Below are 19,224 nucleotides of genomic sequence, written 5' to 3' on the forward strand. Positions count from 1 at the left end.
AAGCAAAGCCCTCGCTTTTGATATGTGCAGGCAGATCAGTGCCAATGAGCCTCTGCTGATTTCCAAACATCTATACGACTTGATTGGGCTGATGGGGATCGGAACAGTCCCAGTTACATTTGAGCTGGCTATCGCTAAAAAATCGCAACCTTTGCGGTCTCGTCCTTTGGTTTTGAAATTTGCTGAAAAAGATAGCCGTCGAATGGTTGGATGGTGCTGAATGGGGGAACCACCACGGTGTCTCTCCCCAAAAAATTGGCGCTAATAACAAACCTCAATGTTGGATTTGAGTAGAGCCCAGCGGTACGGTTTGCGCTTTATATTTCTTGGCTTGAACGAATGGGGCATATGGCTGGGGGCAATCCAATGGTCCAATTTTTAGCCTAGCGGCACTTTGGCTTTCCTCCAGGGGCGCTGTGTTTGGAATTACCGCAAGAGGTTTCAAGCAAACTTCTATCAACTATGTTCTTCCTCCGACACCGCGGCCAGGGCACGGTTGTAGGCTTTGAGCGCATCGACGTGGAACAGAGCGCCCCAGAGCTCGGGGGGTTGATCCTCGCCCCCTAACGTGACCACCGGGATAAAGCGCATGCCCGAGCGGTCAAAGATTGGCATGGCGGATTCAAGCGTGGCGTTGCCGTCGATATAGACACCATCTTCGATAAGCTCCCAGCATTCTTCCTCTGACGCAGCGCGAGGATGATCTGGTGCGCGCATCAGCTTGGCCACACGGAACATCGCCAACAGATAAGCCTGAGGTCCGGCGGCCAGTCGGATATTGCGCCGGTTGAGCTGCGTCAGGAAGAACGAGCGCCGCACAAGACGGGAGGCAAGTGCAGTGGACATCGACACCGCCACCATGACCGCCAGACCGGTCTGCCAGTCGCCTGTCAGTTCGAATACGATCAGCGTGGTGGAAATCGGTGCGCCAAGAACCGCGGCGGCAACGGCCCCCATCCCCGCCAAGGCATAAAGCGTATGCGCGCCGGAAACGTCCGGAAAGACTGCCGTGGCGATAAGGCCGAAAGCAAGACCTGTCAGAGCGCCCAGCATCAGCGAGGGAGAGAAGATACCGCCGCCCATGCGCCCCCCGAAAGTGATCGCCACGGCGACAACCTTGAGCACGGCAAAGACTACCGCTTCGTGCAACAGCAACTCGCCGGACAGGGCCGCTGTCGTGGTCTCGTAGCCAACGCCGATGATATGCGGAAACCAGATTGCCAGCCCGCCCAACAAAGCGCCCGCAACGGCCGGACGCAGCCAGCGGGGCAGCTTGATACGGCGCTGAACATGGTTGGCAAAATCCTCGGCGAAGAACACGGCATGCATCAGCGCGGTTGCCACCAATCCGCAGATCAGTCCGAGGATCAGGAAGGCGGGAAGCTCGACATAAAATTCCAGCATGCCGGTCTGCAGCAGGTTGAATTCGGTGATGTCGCCAAATTCCAGCCGGTTGATCACCGTTCCAGCCACAGATGCAATCACGATGGGCGCAAAGGCATGCACGGCGAAATGTCTCAGCACTACTTCGAGCGCAAAAAGCGCCCCGGCAATCGGTGCATTGAACGATGCCGATACCGCCGCCGCCACGGCACAGCCCAACAGGTCCCGACCTGTAATCCCATCGGCATTGATCCGGTTGCTGACCCAACTTGAAATCACACCGGCCATATGGACGACGGGCCCCTCACGACCGGTTGAACCGCCAGTACCCAGGGTGATGAGGGACGCAAAGACCGACGCAATGCCAGCTCGTTTTTCGACGCGCCCGTCATTTAGCGCCGCGCCTTCGATCACATCCGCCACCGAGCGGGCCCGCGCGTCCGGTGTGAAATGATGCAGGATCAACCCTACGGCCAGCCCGCCCAGGATCGGCACGATCAGCACCCAGTACCACGGCAGAGACGCCGCATGGGAATGGATGCGGGCCATATCCTCGGTCCCGTAGGCCAGGTATTGCAGCGCATTGATCCCCTTGCGGAAAAAAAGCGCCGCGAAACCGGCGGCGATTCCGATGATCAGGGCAATGATCCAGAACTGGAACTGGCTGGGTCCGCGGGTGCGCAGGACATGCCAGCCTCTTTGCAGAGACATGACAGCGGCGCGGCGTTTTTCCGCCCAGATCGAGGTTTCCGGTTCTGACATCCGCCGTTTCTTTCCTGCCCTGCTGTCGTGCTTCCCCCGGCGTGGCAACTCGCCTAGAGTGTCGCGGCAATAACAGAAAGAGTACGACCAATGGCACTTCAGACGGTGATCACCGAGCTATCCACGTTTCTAGGCCAACGGGTGACACGGTCCAAGTCCGATCTGGAATTACATGGGCGGAGTGAAACCCATTTCCCACTTATGCCGCCCGACGCGGTGGCCTATCCGGAAAGCACCGAGGAAGTTGCCCGGATCGTGCGCTGTTGCGCCCAGCACCGTGTGCCGGTGATCGGTTGGGGGGTTGGCACATCTCTTGAAGGGCAGGCACAGTCACCGCAGGGGGGTGTTTGTGTGGATTTCAGCCGGATGAACCGTATTCTTGAAGTGCACCAGGCCGATATGGATGTGACCTTGCAGCCCGGCGTGACGCGCGAGGCGCTGAACGAAGATCTGCGCGCCACAGGTTTATTTTTTCCCGTCGATCCGGGGGCCAATGCGACGCTTGGCGGGATGGCGGCCACCCGCGCCAGTGGCACCACGGCGGTCCGCTATGGCACGATGCGACAGAACGTACTGGCGTTGGAGGTCGTGACTGCCAGTGGCGAGACTATCCGCACCGGCAGTCGGGCACGAAAATCCTCATCCGGCTATGACCTTACCGGGCTCTTTGTTGGATCAGAAGGAACCTTGGGCCTGATCACCGAGCTTACGCTGCGTCTGCAGGGCCGCCCCGAAGCCGTCGCAAGCGCGGTCTGTGCGTTTCCGGGCGTGAAGAACGCGGTGGCGGCAGTGATCGACACGATCCAGGTGGGCCTGCCGATGGCGCGGATCGAGTTGGTGGATGTCGCCTCGGTCAAGGCGGTGAATGCCTATTCCGGCAGCGAACTGGCCGAGGCACCGCATCTGCTGCTTGAGTTCCACGGCTCCGAGGCCAGCGTTGCCGAACAATCCGAGACTTTCGGTGCGATCGCCGAGACCCACGGCGGAGCAGGGTTCGAATGGGCCACCAAGGCCGAGGATCGCACAGCGCTTTGGGCCATGCGTCACAATGCCTATCATGCGATCAAGGCCACGCGCCCGGATGCGAAGGTTCTGGTCACGGATATCTGCGTGCCGATTTCGACCCTTGCGCAGGTAATCGAGGAAACCCGCATGGATCTGGAAGAGGCCGGCATTCACGGGCCGATTGTCGGCCATGTGGGCGATGGCAATTTCCACACGTCGCTGATGTTCGATGAAGGCGACAAGGACCAGGTGAAGGCGGTCAAGGCGGCATCGCATCGGATGGTGGAACGCGCGCTGGCCTTTGGCGGCACGGTCACCGGCGAACATGGTGTGGGCTTGGGCAAGTTGAGCTATATGGACGAGGAGCACGGTGCCGGGTGGGCCATGATGGGCTCAATCAAGCAGGCCCTTGACCCGGACAACATCATGAACCCGGGCAAGCTTGTGCCACCGCGAAACTAGATCACGCGGCGGCGCTGTTAGATTGGCAAGTCGATCTGGTCTAAAAGGCTGAGACCGGAAAGATCAGCACTTTACGTATTTGCCGCCGATGCAGGCATCGTCGGAAATCACGAGGCCAATCGGAGGCTCGTAGGAGTCGGTCCTGTTCCGCGCCACGGTGCCATATGTGCCCCGGTCGACATTAGCGCCACGTCCGCCACGATCTCCACCGTTGCCGCCACCGCCACCATCGCCGCCGGAACCACCGCTGCCGCCGGAACCACCGCTGCCGCCGGAACCGCCACTACCGCCACTACCGCCAGAACCGCCACTACCGCCAGAGCCACCGCTGCCGCCAGAGCCACCGCTGCCGCCAGAGCCACCGCTGCCGCCAGAGCCACCGCTGCTACCTCCGGCACCACCGCTGCCGCCGGAACCACCGCTGCCGCCGGAACCACCGCTGCCGCCGGAACCACCGCCGCCAGAACCGCTGGCATGCGCATCTGTTACCCAGATAGCGAAAGTTGCAATTACAATGAAAGAAAGGATAGCGCGTGCAAAAATAGCCGCGTTTTTGCTTACGAAAAGCATAGCAATAACCCCCAAAAACTTAACTCGTTACTAAGCCCCAGCTATCACAAATTGAGACTAAATCAAGGCAAATTGGTGGTTAACACTTCACAAATTTGCCATATTCTGGGAAAAAGGTTAACGCTATCCGACATGGAATCGATAGCGGAAAATGTCATAATTTATTTTATTTTCAAAGGATTAGCCACCCATCAACGCCTGTGCGGCACTGCGGGCTTCGGGTGTGATTGTGTCACCCGACAGCATTCTTGCGATTTCATCCACACGCGCGCTTTCGCGCAACTCGGTGACGGTTGATAAAGTTTGGTCCTGCGACACCCGTTTTTCGACACGCCAGTGATGGGCCGCGAGAGCCGCAACCTGCGGTGAGTGGGTGACAACCAGAACCTGCCCTGCCCCGGCTAGCTGTGACAGACGCCGCCCCACCGCGTCGGCGGTCGCACCTCCGACACCACGGTCGATCTCGTCGAATATCAAGGTCAGGCCACTATTGGCTCCGGTCAGGCAAACTTTGAGCGCAAGCAAAAACCGGCTGAGCTCGCCGCCCGAGGCGATACGTGCCAATGGGCCGGAGGGCGCGCCCGGATTGGTCGCCACCGTGAAGCTGACATCATCACAGCCCGAGGGGCCGGGTTCGGCTTCGGCAATGGTGGTTTCAAAGATCGCACGGTCCATCTTGAGCGGCGCAAGTTCGGCCATCATGGCCTTGTCCAGACGTTTTGCAGCCTTGGTTCGCGCCGCGCTGAGGGCTTGCGCGCTGGCGTCATATACAGCCTCGGCATCAGTCAAAACCTGTCGCAGTACCCGCACATCCGCATCGCCCTGATCCAGCGCCCAGAGTTTGCCACGCAGATCGTCGGCAAGCGCGCCCAGTTCGGTTGGGACGATGTCATGTTTGCGCGCCAGGGCGCGAATGGCAAACAACCGCTCTTCGGTCTGTTCCAGTTCCAGCGGATCAAAAGACAGCGTTTCAAGACAGCGCGTCACGCCGGACGCGGCCTCGTCCAATTCAACGAGGGCACGGCCAAGGGCTGCAATAGGCTCATCCAGTTGACCATCCGCCTTGTCTGCGGCGTCCTCAAGCCAGCGCAGGGCATCCCCGGCGCGACCTTCGGCACCATCAGATCCAAGCGCCTGCGCCGCCTTGTTGATATCCTCACGGATGCGTTCGGCACCCTGCATCAGGCGACGTCGGGCATCCAACTCGTCCTCTTCACCGGGTTGCGGGTCAAGTGAGTCAAGCTCAGCCACCGCATGACGCAGAAACTCTTCTTCGGCGCGAACCTTTTCCAGCGCGGCCTGTGCAAGATCAAGCGCCTTGCGTTTTTCGGCAACCGCGCGCCATGCCGCACGCACCTTGTCACGGTGCCCTGACAATTTGCCAAATTCATCCAACAGGTCGCGGTGCCCCCGTGGATTCAGCAAACCGCGATCATCATGCTGACCATGCAGTTCCAACAGCGTTTCCGACAAGCGGCGCAGCACCTCGCCCGAGCAACGCCGGTCATTGACCCAGGCGGTCTTGCGCCCGTCGCTGGTATTGATGCGCCTCAGGATCAGCTCATCCTCTTCCGGCAAACCGGCATCGCGCAGAATGGCGCGCGCGGGATGATCGGCAGGCAGATCGAAAACGGCCTGTACTTCGCCCTGCGCCGCACCAGCGCGCACCAGTTCGGCACGGCCGCGCCAGCCCAAAACAAATCCCAGGGAATCAAGCAGGATGGATTTACCCGCGCCGGTTTCCCCGGTCAGCACGTTCAGACCGGGCTGAAACGATAGTTCCAGCCGGTCGATAATCAGCATGTCACGAATATCGAGACCTCTGAGCACCCTGCCCCCCTAGGCCCGGACTACAGCCACCTGCCCTGAATCATCTGGCGATAGACCTGGCGCAACCAACTGTCGCCAGCAGCCTCAAGTTCCAGTCCGCGGCCCTTCAACAGTTTGTAGCTGTCTTCGTACCATTTGGTTGAGCGGAAATTATGCCCCAGAATCGCGCCGGCGGTCTGTGCCTCGCGGGTGAGACCAAGCGACAGGTATGCTTCGACCAGGCGATGCAGCGCCTCGGCGGTGTGTGTGGTTGTCTGGAAATCCTCGACCACAACGCGAAAACGGTTGATTGCCGCGCCGAAGTGATCGCGGCGCAAATAGTAGCGACCGATTTCCATTTCCTTGGCTGCCAGATGATCAAAGGCCAGATCAAACTTGAGCACGGCCGAGCTGGCATATTCGCTGTCCGGATAACGCTCAATCACTTCGCGAAGGGATTGCAGTGCCTGGAAGGTCAGTCCCTGATCGCGGCCGACCTCGTCAATCTGGTCGTAGTAGGATAACGCCAGCAGATACTGGGCATAGGCGGCATCCTCATCGGTGGGATAGAAGTCGATAAACCGCTGCGCCGCGGACCGGCTGTTTTCGTAATCCTCATCCTGATGATAGGAAAAGGCCTGCATGATCACAGCACGCTTGGCCCATTCGGAATAGGGATAAAGGCGTTCAACCTCGGCGAAATGCTGAGCTGCCAGATCAGGGTCATTGCGCGCCAGATCGTATTCGGCGCGTTCGAAAATCTGTTTGGCCGTATAGTTTTCAAAATCGACGTCGCCGCGATCAATCTTGCCTCTGATGCCGCCACAACCTGCAACGGCGACTGCAATGAGCAACGCACCAACCCACTTTGCCCGGAACCTGCGGACTGTCATTTATGTAACTCACCTTTGTTGCGCCTTGCCGGGATTCACCCCGTTCTTGGCAACGGTCCTAGCACAGAAATTTCCGGGGCAAAACGCCTTTGGTGGAAATGACTGACAGAGTCAGGCAACCTCGGGAATTTCACCCCAGTGAACACCCGCGCCGGGCAGACGCGCGGCCATGTCCGGGTCGCATTCGACCACTTCATAGCTGTCCTTGTCGGCGAAAAGCGCGTGCAACAGGTCGTTTGTCAGGGCGTGCCCGGCGCGGAACCCCTGATAATGACCCAAGATCGGCATACCTGCCAGACCCAGATCACCCAGAGCGTCGAGCATCTTGTGACGCACGGCCTCGTCCCGGTGGCGCAGGCCGCCCGGGCTGAGCACGTTTTCGCCGTCGACGACCACGGCGTTTTCCAGCGTGCCGCCAAGGGCCAAACCGTTAGCACGCATATGATCGACATCGGCCTTGCGACAGAAGGTACGGCTGTTGGACAGCTCGCGCACGAAGCTGCCGTTTGACATGTTCAGCGTCTTCTTCTGCTCGCCAATCGCAGCATCCTCGAATTCGATGTTGAATTCGATCAGCAGGGTTTTATGCGGCGAAAGACGCGCACGGGCCTGACCTTTACGCACTTCAACCGGCTTTAAAACACGCAGGGCGCGCACAGGTTTATCCTGACGCTGGATACCCGTTCCCAGGATACCGCGGACAAAAATAGCCGAGCTGCCATCCAGGATCGGTACTTCGGGGCCATCCACTTCGACCACGGCATTGTGAATGCCACAGCCCACGAGCGCTGCCATGATATGTTCAACCGTCGACACCGCCACGCCATCACTGTTCACAAGACGGGTGCACAGCGGCGATTGACGCACATGGTGCCACAATGCAGGAATTTCGTTTGAGGAGCCCGCCACATCCACACGACGGAAAATCACACCGTGAGAGACCGGTGCAGGCAATACCGTCAGACGTGCAGGCGCACCGGAGTGCAAGCCAACGCCGTCAAAGGATAGTGGTGATTTGATCGTATTCTGCAAGTCTGTCCTCAAGTCCCCACGCGGAGAGTGGTCCGCTACTTTGAAACCCGGAAATAATGCTGCACCTGCAAATGGTAAACTCAAACTTTGCAACGGATTGAAACATCGCGTATCGCGTCTGCGGCGGTTATCCGCCGAGGTGGTTTTTATCTAGACTAAGTTACTGTTTTCAAAAGAAAAGGGCTGCCTCAAGGCAGCCCTTCATCTATTTTCAATTTGACCGGTTTTCAGTTGGCCTGACGCCGCAAGAAGGCTGGAATTTCGATCTGCTCGTCTTCTTCCTCATGCGATTCCACCGGGGCGCGTTGCGCTTGAGGGGCCTGCATCGAGGGCTGCTGGCGTGCCGGACGCGGGGCCGCAGTGCCCTCATTGTCGCCCGAATGGCCGGTCATACGGTTGATCAGCGTGTTGATCCCAAAGCGCGGGCGCTCGGCGTTGGCGCTTGGAGCGGAAGCGCTGCTACGCTCTTGCGGGCGCTGATAGCCACCACCATTGGGCACCTTGGCCACGGCTGCCTGTAGGCGTGCCATCGCATCAGGCGACGGTGTTCCGGCGGAAGGGGCACGGGGCGCCACGAAATCTTCCAGGGTGTCGTCTTCTTCGCTGGCACGGGGGTCGAATTCTTCAACGCGTGGCGTGTAGGCCGGCGGCGGCAGATCATCGACATCACGTTCGGCGCGCCGCTCGTGGGCGGTCTCGAAAATGTCTTCCATCTGATCTTCGGCGGCAGCGCGCTGTGCCTCCATGTCATTGAAAAGCGAGGGCTCTTCCTCGGCGCGGGCCACTGCTACGGCAGGGACTTCTTCTTCAGCCGGTTCATCGCGATGCTCCGCCTCGATTGAGGTTTTCAGAGGCTGGGCCAGTGACCGACGCGGGACCGGTACATCGCTGACCACGTCGCTGGCGTCGATCCCGGTGGCAACAACGCTGACGCGCATCGCACCTTCCATCGCGGTATCGAGCGTCGAGCCGACGATGATGTTGGCATCGCTGTCCACTTCCTCGCGGATGCGGTTGGCAGCTTCGTCCAGTTCGAACAAGGTCAGATCGTGACCACCGGTGATGTTGATCAACACACCCTTGGCGCCACGCAGGCTGATTTCGTCCAGAAGCGGATTGGCAATGGCCTTCTCGGCGGCCTGGATGGCGCGATCTTCGCCGGCATCTTCGCCAGTACCCATCATCGCCTTGCCCATCTCGTCCATCACCGCGCGGACATCGGCGAAATCGAGGTTGATAAGGCCCGGCCGAACCATCAGGTCAGTGACACCTTTGACGCCCTGATACAGTACGTCATCGGCCATCGAAAACGCCTCGGTAAAGGTGGTCTTCTCATTCGCCAAGCGGAATAGGTTCTGGTTCGGAATGATGATCAGCGTGTCGACCATTTTCTGAAGCGCATCAACACCTTCTTCGGCTTGCCTCATGCGTTTGGCGCCTTCGAACTGGAAGGGTTTGGTGACAACGCCGACGGTCAGAACACCCAATTCGCGGGCGGCCTGTGCGATGATCGGTGCGGCGCCGGTGCCGGTGCCCCCGCCCATTCCGCCGGTGATGAAGCACATATGCGCGCCAGCCAGGTGATCGACGATCTGTTCGATGCTTTCTTCGGCTGCCGCAGCACCCACGCTTGGGCGTGCGCCCGCGCCCAGACCTTCGGTGACTTTCACACCCAGTTGCACCCGGTTATCCGCATTGCTCTGGCTCAGGGCCTGCGCGTCGGTATTGGCAACAACGAAATCAACACCATCGAGCTGTTTCTCGATCATGTTGTTCACGGCGTTGCCGCCTGCGCCGCCCACACCAAATACGGTAATCCTGGGTTTTAACTCTTCATGTCCCGGCATTGTCAGGTTCAATGTCATTTTTCGTTCCGCCTGCTGTTAAGCCTGCCCGCGCAGGCCGATTTTCCGCTTAATGAGGGGTATCATTACCCGTGGTTACCGTTTCAGTCATCAAAAAACCACCCTTTAGACACAAAATATGGGTAGTTTATTGAGTTTAAACGCGTTATTTCGCCAATTTGACCAGATATCGCGGTTCGGTATTTGCCTCTACACAACTGCTCCTTGCAACCACGAATACACCTCGGGTGCATTCTTTCAATCATCAGATGTGAGGATGTCTGCTCATCCTTAGTGTCGGCCTCTGCGAGCCTTAGTAAAAACTGTATCACAACAAACGCTTAGCGTCACGCGATTCTTGAAAAACAGGCATAAACCCGCGTTTCCGAATCGGAAACAACGATTTTGGATGCAGCAGCCGCTTTTTGAACGCAAAAACCCGTTCTTGCGCGGGGATGTGTGAAGGGAAAACCGTCTACCAGTTGTCCTTGAACCACTTGACCGCGCGTTTGAGTGATCGCGCCGGATAGCGGTCTACGGGGATTTCGAAATCCCACCATTCGTCCTGTGGATTGGCTGCAAACAGACACATGCCAACGGCACTGGCAAAACCGGCCCCCGTCGCGGCCTGCGGCAGGCCATGCACCCGCAAGGGGCGGCCCAGCCGAACCTGCTGCCCGAGAATCTTGCTGGCCAGGCCATCAAGACCCGGGATCTGGCTGCCACCGCCGGTCAACACGATCTGCTGGCTGGGCAGGTGTTCGAACCCGGCCGCATCAAGCCGTGCGCGCACCTCTTCCAATATCTCTTCGACGCGGGGGCGCATGATACCGATCAACTCGGCCCGGCTGACAGTGCGGCGGTCATGTTCGTAATCGCCCGTGTCGCCACCGATCTCGATCATCTCGCGATCATCCATGCCGGTGGCGACAACGCCGCCATAAAAGGTCTTGATCCGCTCAGCCGTGGCGGTTGGCACCTGCAGGCCCATAGAGATGTCGCCGGTGACATGATCGCCCCCCATACGCACGCTATCGGCATAAATCATATGTTTTTTCATGAAGATGGACACGCCGGCCGAACCGCCGCCAAGGTCAATGCAGGCGGATCCAAGCTCTTGTTCGTCCTCGACCAACGAGGCGATCCCCGAAACATAGGCCGAATTGGCCAGACCTGCGAGTTCGAGATCACAACGTTTGACGCAATGGGCCAGGTTTTGCACAGCGATTTCATCTACGGTCAGCATATGCATGTCCGTCGACAACACCTGCCCCAGTTGACCACGGGGATCAATCAGACCCGAGCGATGATCGAGTGCGAAATTCACCGGTTGAGCGTGCAGCACCTCGCGGCCTTCGCCATAATCAGGCACATCGCAGGCCGACAGCACGCGGCTGACATCCTGTTCGTCGACGGTTTCACCCTCAAGTTCGATCGACCCGGCCAGACCGTAAGAGCGCGGCTGCGCACCGGAAAAGCAGGCAATCACGTGATCGACACGGATATTGGCCATCTTCTGCGCCGCTTGCAGAGCGGTCCGGATAGCGCGTTCAGTTTCCTGCATCGCCTCGATTTCACCAAAGCGAACACCGCGCGACCGTGTAGTGGCTGCGCCGATCACCCGGAACCCGGCCTGCCCCGCCATAGCGCCGATACCCTCGGTCCCTGCAAGGCGGTCCGTGCCGTCAAAGCGTAGTACCAGGCAGGCGATCTTAGATGTACCGACATCCAGCACCGCCACGACGCCGCGCTGCATCGCCGCCTTGCGCATGTTGCGCATTGCCCGCTGGGTCTCGTAAAGCTCAATCATTAATCATCGCCCCCTGCCGGACTGCCTGCTGAAATATTTCTGACGCGCCACCATTCCTCGACGGCGCGCTGGTTCATTCGGATCGTCGGCCGCGCGGCCAATCGCATGTCGACGGCAACCAGATCGCGTTCCAGCATGTCCTGCACGTCACCAAGCACGATCACCCTCTCGACCGCCCGCACCGGATTGCGTTCGGGCAGAAGAATGCGTTGATCGCGGTCCAGCACCAGATCCCAACGGCGTTCCCCCATGCGCACCAATCCACGCACGCGCCCTTCAAGCGGCGCTGCGGCGGCAAGAATGTTCAGTGCTTCCGGGACGGCGACATTGGCGCCCTTACCTGCCACGACCGGCAGGTCGGGACGGGTCGACCGACTGCCCAATTCGGCAATCCGCACGCCTTCCAAATCAACGATCGCCAGCCCATCGCGGCTACGCCAGAGGGCGGCGGGTTCGCGCTCTGTCACCTTGGCCACCAACATGCCGCCCTGTCGGATACGGACGCTGACATCGGCCACGGCGGGAAGGTCTTTGATCAGCCTGCGGACATCATCAAGTGCCAGATCAAAAGAACTGATCGGAAATTCGATGGGAAAGATTTCCCGGATTTCAGCCTCTACCCCGGAACTCGCCCCTTCGACAGCCAGCAAATTGACCATGAATTCGGGGCGGGTTTCGATCTGATGGCGGATTTCCGCATAGGTCAGCATCAATTGCTCGCGACGGGCTTCATCAGAAAAATAGACCGTCGTCGTACCGACGATGACCGCGACGGGTAGCCCCACGCGCAAAACTTTGCGAAAGAGCGGTGTCAGCATCAAGCGCTGGTAGCGGTAGGACCAGCGCGAGGGTGCGGGATCGTGGCGGGAACCTACCTGTCGCATGAGGCGTCCTCGACTATCCAGCGGCAGAATTCGGGGAAAGAAATGCCCAATTTCTGCGCCTGCTCCGGCGAAAGCGATGTGGGCGTCATGCCCGGTTGCGTGTTGGTTTCCAGCAGGATCAGCCCGTCCAGACCTCGCGCTTCATCCCAGCGGAAATCGGTGCGGCTGACACCGCGGCAGCCCAGCACCTGATGAGCGCGCAAAGCGTAGTCCATGCAGGCGTCGAAAATCTCTGCCGGAAGTTTGGCGGGCACCTCGTGGCGCGATCCGCCCTCGGCGTATTTGGCGTGGTAGTCGTACCAGCCGTCAGTGATGATATCGGTGACAGTCAGTGCGCGATCGCCCATCACGGTCGTTGTCAGTTCGCGGCCCGGCGCGAAGGCTTCGACCATCACCGTCTGCGGCATTTCGTCAGAAAGTTGCGGCGGGGAATTCGCGGCCTCGTTGACGATATAGACGCCGACCGAGGAGCCTTCATTATAGGGTTTGACCACATAAGGAGGTGCCAGCATATGGCGCGCCACGACCTCGGCCTTGTCCGCCAGGACGCTATCGACCACCGGCAGACCCGCCGCGCGGTAAGTCGCCTTGGTCTTTTCCTTGTCCATCGCCAGGGCCGAAGCCAGTACGCCGGAATGGGTATAGGGGATTTTCAGCCATTCAAGGATACCTTGCACGCAACCATCTTCGCCCCAACGACCATGCAGGGCGTTGAACACGACATCGGGGGAAATCTGGCCAAGCTGCACGGCAAGATCGCGGTCAGCATCGACCTCGATCACCTCGTACCCTGCGTCCCGCAAAGCGGCTGCACATTCGCGACCTGTTGACAGCGACACCTCGCGCTCAGCCGAGGGGCCACCCATGATCACCGCCACTTTGTGGGTTGTTCTGCTCGAACCAACCACCTTGTGCCTCAATATCCCGGACCTCTGTTTGGCCCTTGTTTTTGTTAACTGCCTACTGACTTATTTCGGGGCCGTTTCGCCGACCCTCATGATTTCCCAATGTAACTCTATTCCACTGGTTTGGAAAACCTTTTTTCGCACTTCTTCGCCCAAACCTTCCAGATCGGCGGCAGTTGCATCACCGGTATTGACGAGGAAATTGGAATGTTTGGAGCTCATCTGCGCACCGCCCCGTGTCGCCCCGCGCATGCCCGCATCGTCGATCACCTTCCACGCTTTGAGATCATGCACATCATCTTCGCGCCCGGTGGAGCTGTAGCCCGCCGGGTTTCGGAAGGTGCTGCCAGCGCTGCGATCCTTTGTGGGCTGGGTTTCGTCGCGTTTCTTAAGCTGTGCCGCCATGCGCGCGTGCAGGTCTTCGGGGCTGGCCCTGTCACCTTCGAACGTGGCGCTGATGATCACCCAATCCTCGGGCAGATCGGTCTGACGATATTGGAAATTGAGGTCATCGGCGGTCAGGGTGACCACCTCGCCCGTCCGCGTGACAATTTGGGCTGAGAGGAAATGATCCGCCGTGTAACTGCCGTAACACCCGGCATTCATCCGCACCGCGCCTCCGATGGCGCCGGGAATAGTGCGCAGAAAAGTCAGATCGACACCAGCGTCTGCGGCCTTGCGGGCCACATGCGCATCAAGTGCCGCGGCACCCGCGGTGACGCGATTTCTGTCGACTTCGATCTGGTTAAATCCGCGGCCCAACCGGATCACAACCGCGTGCAGGCCCCCGTCGCGGACTATCAGATTGCTACCGACGCCCATCGGAAAAACCGGTATGGCGGGGTCAAGACCCGCGAGAAAAGTTGCCAGATCATCCGGGTCCGCCGGCTGGAACAGCCAGTCGGCAGGGCCGCCCACACGCAACCAGGTCAGGTCGTTCAACGGGCGGTTCGGGGTCAGTTTTCCGCGTGGAATTGGAAGAGTTTTCATGGTGCCGGAGTGCAGGTTCATACGCTTGACGTCAAGAGATCTCGCGTTTTCGCATCGCCCAAAACATACCAAGCGTTTCGCCAAGCATCAGTGGGAATGACTGAAAGTTAACAGCCAAAGCGAAATCCCAGGAACTTGCGTTTTCTCTCAGCATATGAAGTTCAGCCGAAAGCCAGACAGGCACATCAACGCCAACCAAATCACGAACAACCTTTTTCCGTCATCTTACAAATTGACCAGAGCCATTATACATCGCTACGTCGCCCGTTTCTTCCTTGTGCGACCAAGTATCCAGCCGACGATACCGCCAAACAGGCCCGGGAAGACACCGCCGGTCAGAGTAACAAACGGGGCGAAGGCCTGTTCTTCGTCTCCAGGGACGATGGCCGCCATGCGCACCAAAAGCGCGATCGAAACCACCACGAAAAGGCCAAGCACCCAGAACCCCACCCTGGGCGTCGAAAAACGCCCAAGTGTCAAACCGATCAAGACACCAGCAACCATCGAAGAAAGTGGCACAAAAGCGATGAACGTGACGATATTCATTGGGATTAACCCTCGGGCGGATAGCTGCTGCTGGCCTCTGTCTTACGCGGGAAAAGCCCCTTGATCCAGCGACCAAGATAGATCATCGGCCAGCGCAGCACACTCATACCCGCAGCCAGCACTAAAAATCCCATCCAAGGGCCGTTTTCATAGGTGACATAGCCCAGAAGCGGTACACCAACAGCGATCAGCGCATAAGCCCTGCGCCAGTGGTTATCGCCCGAGGGCACCATTGCCAGCACATTTGCCGACACAGCCCAGAGACAGGCAAGGATCAACGACCAGCTCATTTCGGTACCTCCACCTTTTGGCCCATAGCCCTCTTTGCGAAATGACGCAATGGATTCCGGAACATAGAGACAAAAGCTAACGTGGCGGCAATCCCTGCCCAAAGTGCCACATCGCGGCCAATCAGATAGATCAACACCGGCGCGGCCAACAGCAGGAAAACGCCCGGGATATACTGGTATCGCATGGGCAGCATTGCCACGATTGTGGCCGCCAGCACCCAGAGGCAAGAGAACACCAAAAGTGTCATGCCGCCCCTTTCATCAGCCGCGCGGGAAGTGCATTGGCCCAGGCGCTGATCGTGCCGGCACCCAAGCAAACGACCAGATCGCCCGATTTGGCCTGTTCACGCACCAGCCGCTCAAGATCATCTTCATTTTCCAGTGCCCGGGCGTGGCGATGACCGTGACGGATAAGACCCGTCACCAGATCATCGCGACTGGCGCCTTCGATCGGGTCTTCACCGGCAGCAAAAACCTCGGCAATGGCCACGACGTCAGCATCGTTGAAACAGGCGCAGAAATCTTCGAACAGCCCGGACAGGCGGGTATAGCGATGCGGCTGGTGCACGGCGATAACGCGCCCCTCGGTTGCTTGCCGGGCGGCTTTGAGTACCGCGGTGATTTCCACCGGGTGATGGCCGTAGTCATCAATAATGGTCACGCCGCCAACCTCACCCACTCGGGTAAACCGTCGGTTAACACCCCCGAACGCTGCAAGCGCCTCGCGAATTTCATCGCGTTTCATGCCCAGATGTCGGGCCACGGCCACGGCGCTCAGCGCGTTCGACACGTTGTGATCGCCGGGCATCGGCAGGGTGCAAGCTTCGATGATCATGCCTTCGGCCTGCAAGACGATATCGAAATGGGCGATACCTTTCTTGTATTTCAGATTAACCGCGCGCACATCCGCCTGAGCGTTGAAGCCATAGGTGACAACGCGGCGGTCGCTGATCTTGCCCACGAGGGTCTGCACATCCGGATCATCGGTGCAGCAGACCGCAAGGCCGTAGAACGGGATGTTCGACACGAAATCGAGGAAGCCCTTGTGCAACGCCTCTTCGGTGCCCCAATGCTCCATGTGCTCGGGATCAATATTGGTGACGATGGCGATTGTCGCAGGCAGCCGGTTGAAGGTGCCGTCGCTCTCATCGGCCTCGACCACCATCCATTCGCCGTCACCCACGCGGGCGTTGGAGCCGTAGGCGTGGATGATGCCGCCATTGACGACGGTGGGGTCAAACTGGCCATGATCCAAGAGCGCCGCAACCATGGTGGTCGTCGTCGTTTTTCCGTGTGTACCGGCCACGGCGATGTTGGACTTGAGCCGCATAAGCTCGGCCAGCATCTCGGCCCGGCGCACGACAGGCAATCCGCGCGCCCGTGCCTCGTCCAACTCCGGATTGCCCGGCTTGATGGCAGAGGAAATCACCACCACCTCGGCGTTCTCAAGGTTCTCGGCGTGCTGACCTTCGAAGATCGTGGCACCTGCATCGGCCAGCCGATCTGTGATCTTGGAGCGTTTCAGGTCAGAACCCTGTACCGTGTAGCCGTGATTGAGCAGCACTTCGGCGATGCCGGACATGCCGATACCGCCGATACCGACAAAGTGGATCGGCCCGACATCACCGGGAAGTTTGGTTGCCGCATTCATGTCTCTGCCCTCATCCCTGCCAATTCCTCGACCAAATCCGCCAATGTCTTTGGTGCATCCGGCAGCGCGCAGGAAAACGCTGCCCGGGCCATTTTTGATGATCCTTCGGGATTCTCGATAACCGTGGCTATTTGCTGTGAAAGGGCCTCGATCTCAAGCCGTTTTTCCGGGATCAGGATCGCCGCCCCGGCGTCAACCAGACCGCGTGCGTTAGAGGATTGGTGGTCGCCGGTTGCCGCCGCATAGGGGATCAGGATCGACGGGCGACCGATCATGCTGATATCCGCCACCGACGAAGCGCCAGAGCGGCTGATCACCAGCTGCGCCTCGCTCATGCGGCGGGGCACGTCGCGGAAAAAGGGTTGTACGTCGGCGTCGATATCGTGATCAGCATAGAACTGGGCGACACGTTCGCCATCTTCGTCGCGCGCCTGATGACTGACGCGGATGTTGCGCAGCATTTCCATCGGCAGGGCGGCAATAGCGGGCGGCACCACATCGGACAAGATGCGTGCGCCCTGGCTGCCACCGATCACAAGTATCGACATCGGATAATCGCCCGGGCTGATGTAAGGGGCGTTCGCACGCTCCAGCACACTGGCCCGCACCGGATTGCCCACATGCACGCCTTCGACACCATCAGGCAGGTTCGTGGGCCAGGTGCCACAGGCCACGCGGTTCACACGCGTGCTGAAAAACGTGTTGACCTTCCCCAGCACTCCGTTCTGCTCGTGGATCATGCTGGGTTTGCGCAAGAGCCGCGCCGCCGCCAAAGCCGGGATCGTGGGATAACCGCCAAAACCCACGACAGCTGCGGGTTTTTCTTTCATCATTTTTAACGTGGCGCCGACCACGCCGCTCAGGATGCGGAACGGGGCAATCAGCTTGGCCAACGGTCCGCCCCGGGCGAATGTCGCACTGGCGATCTCTTCAACCTCGACCGTGTGGGGAAAACCACCCGTGTACCGAGCACCGCGCGCATCCGTGGACAGCTTGACCCGCCAGCCCCGATGCAACATGACCTCGGCCAACGCCTGCGCCGGAAACATGTGCCCGCCGGTGCCGCCTGCCGCTATCACCAGCAGTGGCGCTTGATCTGTCATCTTACGCGCCCTCGCAGGATATCACCGATTTCCCCCTGCGGTCTGCTGCGGGTGAACGCAAAGAGCATGCCCACGGCGATACCCGTGGCGATCAATGAAGAGCCACCGTAGCTGACGAATGGAAGCGTCATCCCCTTGGCCGGTAGCAAGCGCACGGCCACGCCCATGTTGATCATCGCCTGCACGCCGAAGATGGCAATCAGCCCGGTGCCCGCCAGCCGGATGAACGGATCGCGTTCACGCATCAACCGGGTTAGCGACCGCAGGACAATGCCCGCATAAAGCGCTATGATGCAAAGCACCAGAACCAGCCCGTATTCCTCGGCTGCAACGGCGATGATGAAATCGGTATGAGCATCGGGGAGCGACCATTTGACCTGCCCCTCGCCGACGCCAACGCCAAAGAACCCGCCCTCGCGAATAGCATTCGTGGCAAAGCCAAGCTGTGTATTCGGGTCAACATCCGGGCTGAGGAACCCGTCAATGCGGCGGGCAAAATGTTCGGAATTGGAATAGGCGAAACTGCCCGCCAAAACCACCAACCCCGCCATGATCATCAACAGGATAATCGGCGCGCCAGCCACGAAATACATCACGCCCCAGCCGAAAAGCACCAGGCAGGCCTGTCCGAAATCGGGTTGCAATGCCAACAGGGTAACGATGATGATTGCCAGCAGGAATGACAAGCGAAGCCCTGGCGGCCCGTTGATTTCCTGCCCTGCGGCCATCATCCAGGCAGCCACGACAACGAAACCGGGCTTGAGAAATTCCGAAGGCTGGATGCTGGCGAATCCGAGGGAATACCAGCGCGTGGCCCCTTTCCCGAAGTCAGTTCCGAAAAAAGGAAGCAAGGCCAATGAGATAAAGGCCGCGATGAAACCGATCACGGCCAGACGACGCACCAGTTGCGGGGTCATCATCGAGGTCAGCATCATCGCCATCAGCGCCATGCATCCAAAAAACGCCTGACGCTGGACATAGTGGAAAGGTTGGAAGCCGTTCTTTTCCGCCAAGGGAGGTGAGGCCGCCAGGCCCAGCAATATCCCGACACCGAAAAGAATCAAAACGCAGGACACCGACCATTTATCGATCGTCCGCCACCATTTCGGCAGAACGGGCTCAGCGTCCCAAACCGGGACCGCCCCATACACCATTTCTGTCATCTGTACCGCCTACAGCCTCATGTTTCGCCCCGTTTACGAGGTCGTTACGCGTAGTTTAGCAGCAAGGGGCGGGTCTGGGAAGTGTTGGATGCGGTTTTCCGGCGAGGTTTCGGTTAACACAG

The 19,224-nt window shown here is 59.2% G+C and carries 17 protein-coding genes; 1 reads left to right on the top strand and 16 read right to left on the bottom strand.

Annotated features, from left to right (window positions below):
* Positions 1-456 precede the first annotated feature (456 nt).
* On the bottom strand, positions 457-2,145 hold the full coding sequence (locus Q1B27_RS18160; RefSeq protein ID WP_299849612.1) for a chloride channel protein: 1,689 nt from the start codon (positions 2,143-2,145) through the stop codon (positions 457-459).
* Between the two features lie 90 nt (positions 2,146-2,235).
* Here Q1B27_RS18160 and Q1B27_RS18165 point away from each other — a divergent pair, with 90 nt between their 5' ends.
* A complete protein-coding gene (locus tag Q1B27_RS18165) occupies positions 2,236-3,612 on the top strand; it encodes an FAD-linked oxidase C-terminal domain-containing protein (RefSeq protein ID WP_299849614.1) in 1,377 nt (458 codons plus the stop codon).
* Positions 3,613-3,719: 107 nt separating this feature from the next.
* Here the strand turns inward: Q1B27_RS18165 and Q1B27_RS18170 are convergent, their stop codons facing one another.
* The 15 genes from Q1B27_RS18170 to ftsW all read right to left on the bottom strand — a co-directional run bounded on the left by Q1B27_RS18170 (position 3,720) and on the right by ftsW (position 19,102).
* Positions 3,720-4,094, bottom strand: coding sequence for a hypothetical protein (locus Q1B27_RS18170; RefSeq protein WP_299849616.1), 375 nt, complete (start codon positions 4,092-4,094; stop codon positions 3,720-3,722).
* 268 nt (positions 4,095-4,362) lie between these two features.
* Positions 4,363-6,012: a DNA repair protein RecN gene (gene recN, locus Q1B27_RS18175; RefSeq protein WP_299849618.1), complete on the bottom strand. Its 1,650-nt coding sequence runs from the start codon at positions 6,010-6,012 to the stop codon at positions 4,363-4,365.
* 20 nt (positions 6,013-6,032) lie between these two features.
* A complete protein-coding gene (locus Q1B27_RS18180; protein ID WP_299849620.1) occupies positions 6,033-6,884 on the bottom strand; it encodes an outer membrane protein assembly factor BamD in 852 nt (283 codons plus the stop codon).
* A 111-nt stretch (positions 6,885-6,995) separates the two neighbouring features.
* Complete coding sequence (lpxC, locus tag Q1B27_RS18185; RefSeq protein ID WP_299849622.1) at positions 6,996-7,916, bottom strand: UDP-3-O-acyl-N-acetylglucosamine deacetylase; 921 nt, start codon at positions 7,914-7,916, stop codon at positions 6,996-6,998.
* A gap of 227 nt (positions 7,917-8,143) precedes the next feature.
* Positions 8,144-9,781 (bottom strand): cell division protein FtsZ, encoded by a 1,638-nt coding sequence (gene ftsZ / locus Q1B27_RS18190; RefSeq protein WP_299849624.1) that lies wholly within the window; start codon positions 9,779-9,781, stop codon positions 8,144-8,146.
* Between the two features lie 454 nt (positions 9,782-10,235).
* Positions 10,236-11,570: a cell division protein FtsA gene (gene ftsA / locus Q1B27_RS18195; protein ID WP_299849626.1), complete on the bottom strand. Its 1,335-nt coding sequence runs from the start codon at positions 11,568-11,570 to the stop codon at positions 10,236-10,238.
* Positions 11,570-12,454 carry a cell division protein FtsQ/DivIB gene (locus tag Q1B27_RS18200; protein ID WP_299849628.1) on the bottom strand — a complete coding sequence of 295 codons (885 nt, stop codon included), beginning with the start codon at positions 12,452-12,454 and terminating at the stop codon, positions 11,570-11,572. Before Q1B27_RS18200 ends, ftsA begins: the two co-directional genes overlap by 1 nt.
* On the bottom strand, positions 12,442-13,332 hold the full coding sequence (locus Q1B27_RS18205; RefSeq protein WP_299849992.1) for a D-alanine--D-alanine ligase: 891 nt from the start codon (positions 13,330-13,332) through the stop codon (positions 12,442-12,444). Before Q1B27_RS18205 ends, Q1B27_RS18200 begins: the two co-directional genes overlap by 13 nt.
* 90 nt (positions 13,333-13,422) lie before the next feature.
* Positions 13,423-14,349, bottom strand: coding sequence for a UDP-N-acetylmuramate dehydrogenase (gene murB / locus Q1B27_RS18210; protein ID WP_299849994.1), 927 nt, complete (start codon positions 14,347-14,349; stop codon positions 13,423-13,425).
* A gap of 255 nt (positions 14,350-14,604) precedes the next feature.
* Complete coding sequence (locus Q1B27_RS18215; RefSeq protein WP_299849630.1) at positions 14,605-14,895, bottom strand: hypothetical protein; 291 nt, start codon at positions 14,893-14,895, stop codon at positions 14,605-14,607.
* 5 nt (positions 14,896-14,900) lie between these two features.
* On the bottom strand, positions 14,901-15,185 hold the full coding sequence (locus Q1B27_RS18220) for a DUF2484 family protein (protein ID WP_299849632.1): 285 nt from the start codon (positions 15,183-15,185) through the stop codon (positions 14,901-14,903).
* Positions 15,182-15,433 carry a DUF2484 family protein gene (locus Q1B27_RS18225; protein WP_299849634.1) on the bottom strand — a complete coding sequence of 84 codons (252 nt, stop codon included), beginning with the start codon at positions 15,431-15,433 and terminating at the stop codon, positions 15,182-15,184. Before Q1B27_RS18225 ends, Q1B27_RS18220 begins: the two co-directional genes overlap by 4 nt.
* A complete protein-coding gene (murC, locus tag Q1B27_RS18230; RefSeq protein ID WP_299849636.1) occupies positions 15,430-16,836 on the bottom strand; it encodes a UDP-N-acetylmuramate--L-alanine ligase in 1,407 nt (468 codons plus the stop codon). The genes Q1B27_RS18225 and murC overlap by 4 nt, the downstream gene beginning before the upstream one ends.
* Positions 16,833-17,939, bottom strand: coding sequence for an undecaprenyldiphospho-muramoylpentapeptide beta-N-acetylglucosaminyltransferase (gene murG / locus Q1B27_RS18235; RefSeq protein ID WP_299849638.1), 1,107 nt, complete (start codon positions 17,937-17,939; stop codon positions 16,833-16,835). Before murG ends, murC begins: the two co-directional genes overlap by 4 nt.
* Positions 17,936-19,102, bottom strand: coding sequence for a putative lipid II flippase FtsW (gene ftsW, locus Q1B27_RS18240; RefSeq protein ID WP_299849640.1), 1,167 nt, complete (start codon positions 19,100-19,102; stop codon positions 17,936-17,938). The genes murG and ftsW overlap by 4 nt, the downstream gene beginning before the upstream one ends.
* Between the last annotated feature and the right edge of the window lie 122 nt (positions 19,103-19,224).

The sequence above is a fragment of the uncultured Roseovarius sp. genome, assembly GCF_947489715.1.
Taxonomy (GTDB): domain Bacteria; phylum Pseudomonadota; class Alphaproteobacteria; order Rhodobacterales; family Rhodobacteraceae; genus Roseovarius.

Excerpts from the sequence above, each read along its gene's own strand:
- Q1B27_RS18160 (WP_299849612.1), bottom strand. The coding sequence starts at position 2,145 with ATGTCAGAACCGGAAACCTCGATCTGGGCGGAAAAACGCCGCGCCGCT.
- Q1B27_RS18165 (WP_299849614.1), top strand. The coding sequence starts at position 2,236 with ATGGCACTTCAGACGGTGATCACCGAGCTATCCACGTTTCTAGGCCAA.
- Q1B27_RS18170 (WP_299849616.1), bottom strand. The coding sequence starts at position 4,094 with ATGCGCATGCCAGCGGTTCTGGCGGCGGTGGTTCCGGCGGCAGCGGTG.
- Q1B27_RS18180 (WP_299849620.1), bottom strand. The coding sequence starts at position 6,884 with ATGACAGTCCGCAGGTTCCGGGCAAAGTGGGTTGGTGCGTTGCTCATT.
- ftsZ (WP_299849624.1), bottom strand. The coding sequence starts at position 9,781 with ATGACATTGAACCTGACAATGCCGGGACATGAAGAGTTAAAACCCAGG.
- ftsA (WP_299849626.1), bottom strand. The coding sequence starts at position 11,570 with ATGATTGAGCTTTACGAGACCCAGCGGGCAATGCGCAACATGCGCAAG.
- Q1B27_RS18200 (WP_299849628.1), bottom strand. The coding sequence starts at position 12,454 with ATGCGACAGGTAGGTTCCCGCCACGATCCCGCACCCTCGCGCTGGTCC.
- murB (WP_299849994.1), bottom strand. The coding sequence starts at position 14,349 with ATGAAAACTCTTCCAATTCCACGCGGAAAACTGACCCCGAACCGCCCG.
- Q1B27_RS18215 (WP_299849630.1), bottom strand. The coding sequence starts at position 14,895 with ATGAATATCGTCACGTTCATCGCTTTTGTGCCACTTTCTTCGATGGTT.
- Q1B27_RS18220 (WP_299849632.1), bottom strand. The coding sequence starts at position 15,185 with ATGAGCTGGTCGTTGATCCTTGCCTGTCTCTGGGCTGTGTCGGCAAAT.
- Q1B27_RS18225 (WP_299849634.1), bottom strand. The coding sequence starts at position 15,433 with ATGACACTTTTGGTGTTCTCTTGCCTCTGGGTGCTGGCGGCCACAATC.
- murC (WP_299849636.1), bottom strand. The coding sequence starts at position 16,836 with ATGAATGCGGCAACCAAACTTCCCGGTGATGTCGGGCCGATCCACTTT.
- murG (WP_299849638.1), bottom strand. The coding sequence starts at position 17,939 with ATGACAGATCAAGCGCCACTGCTGGTGATAGCGGCAGGCGGCACCGGC.
- ftsW (WP_299849640.1), bottom strand. The coding sequence starts at position 19,102 with ATGACAGAAATGGTGTATGGGGCGGTCCCGGTTTGGGACGCTGAGCCC.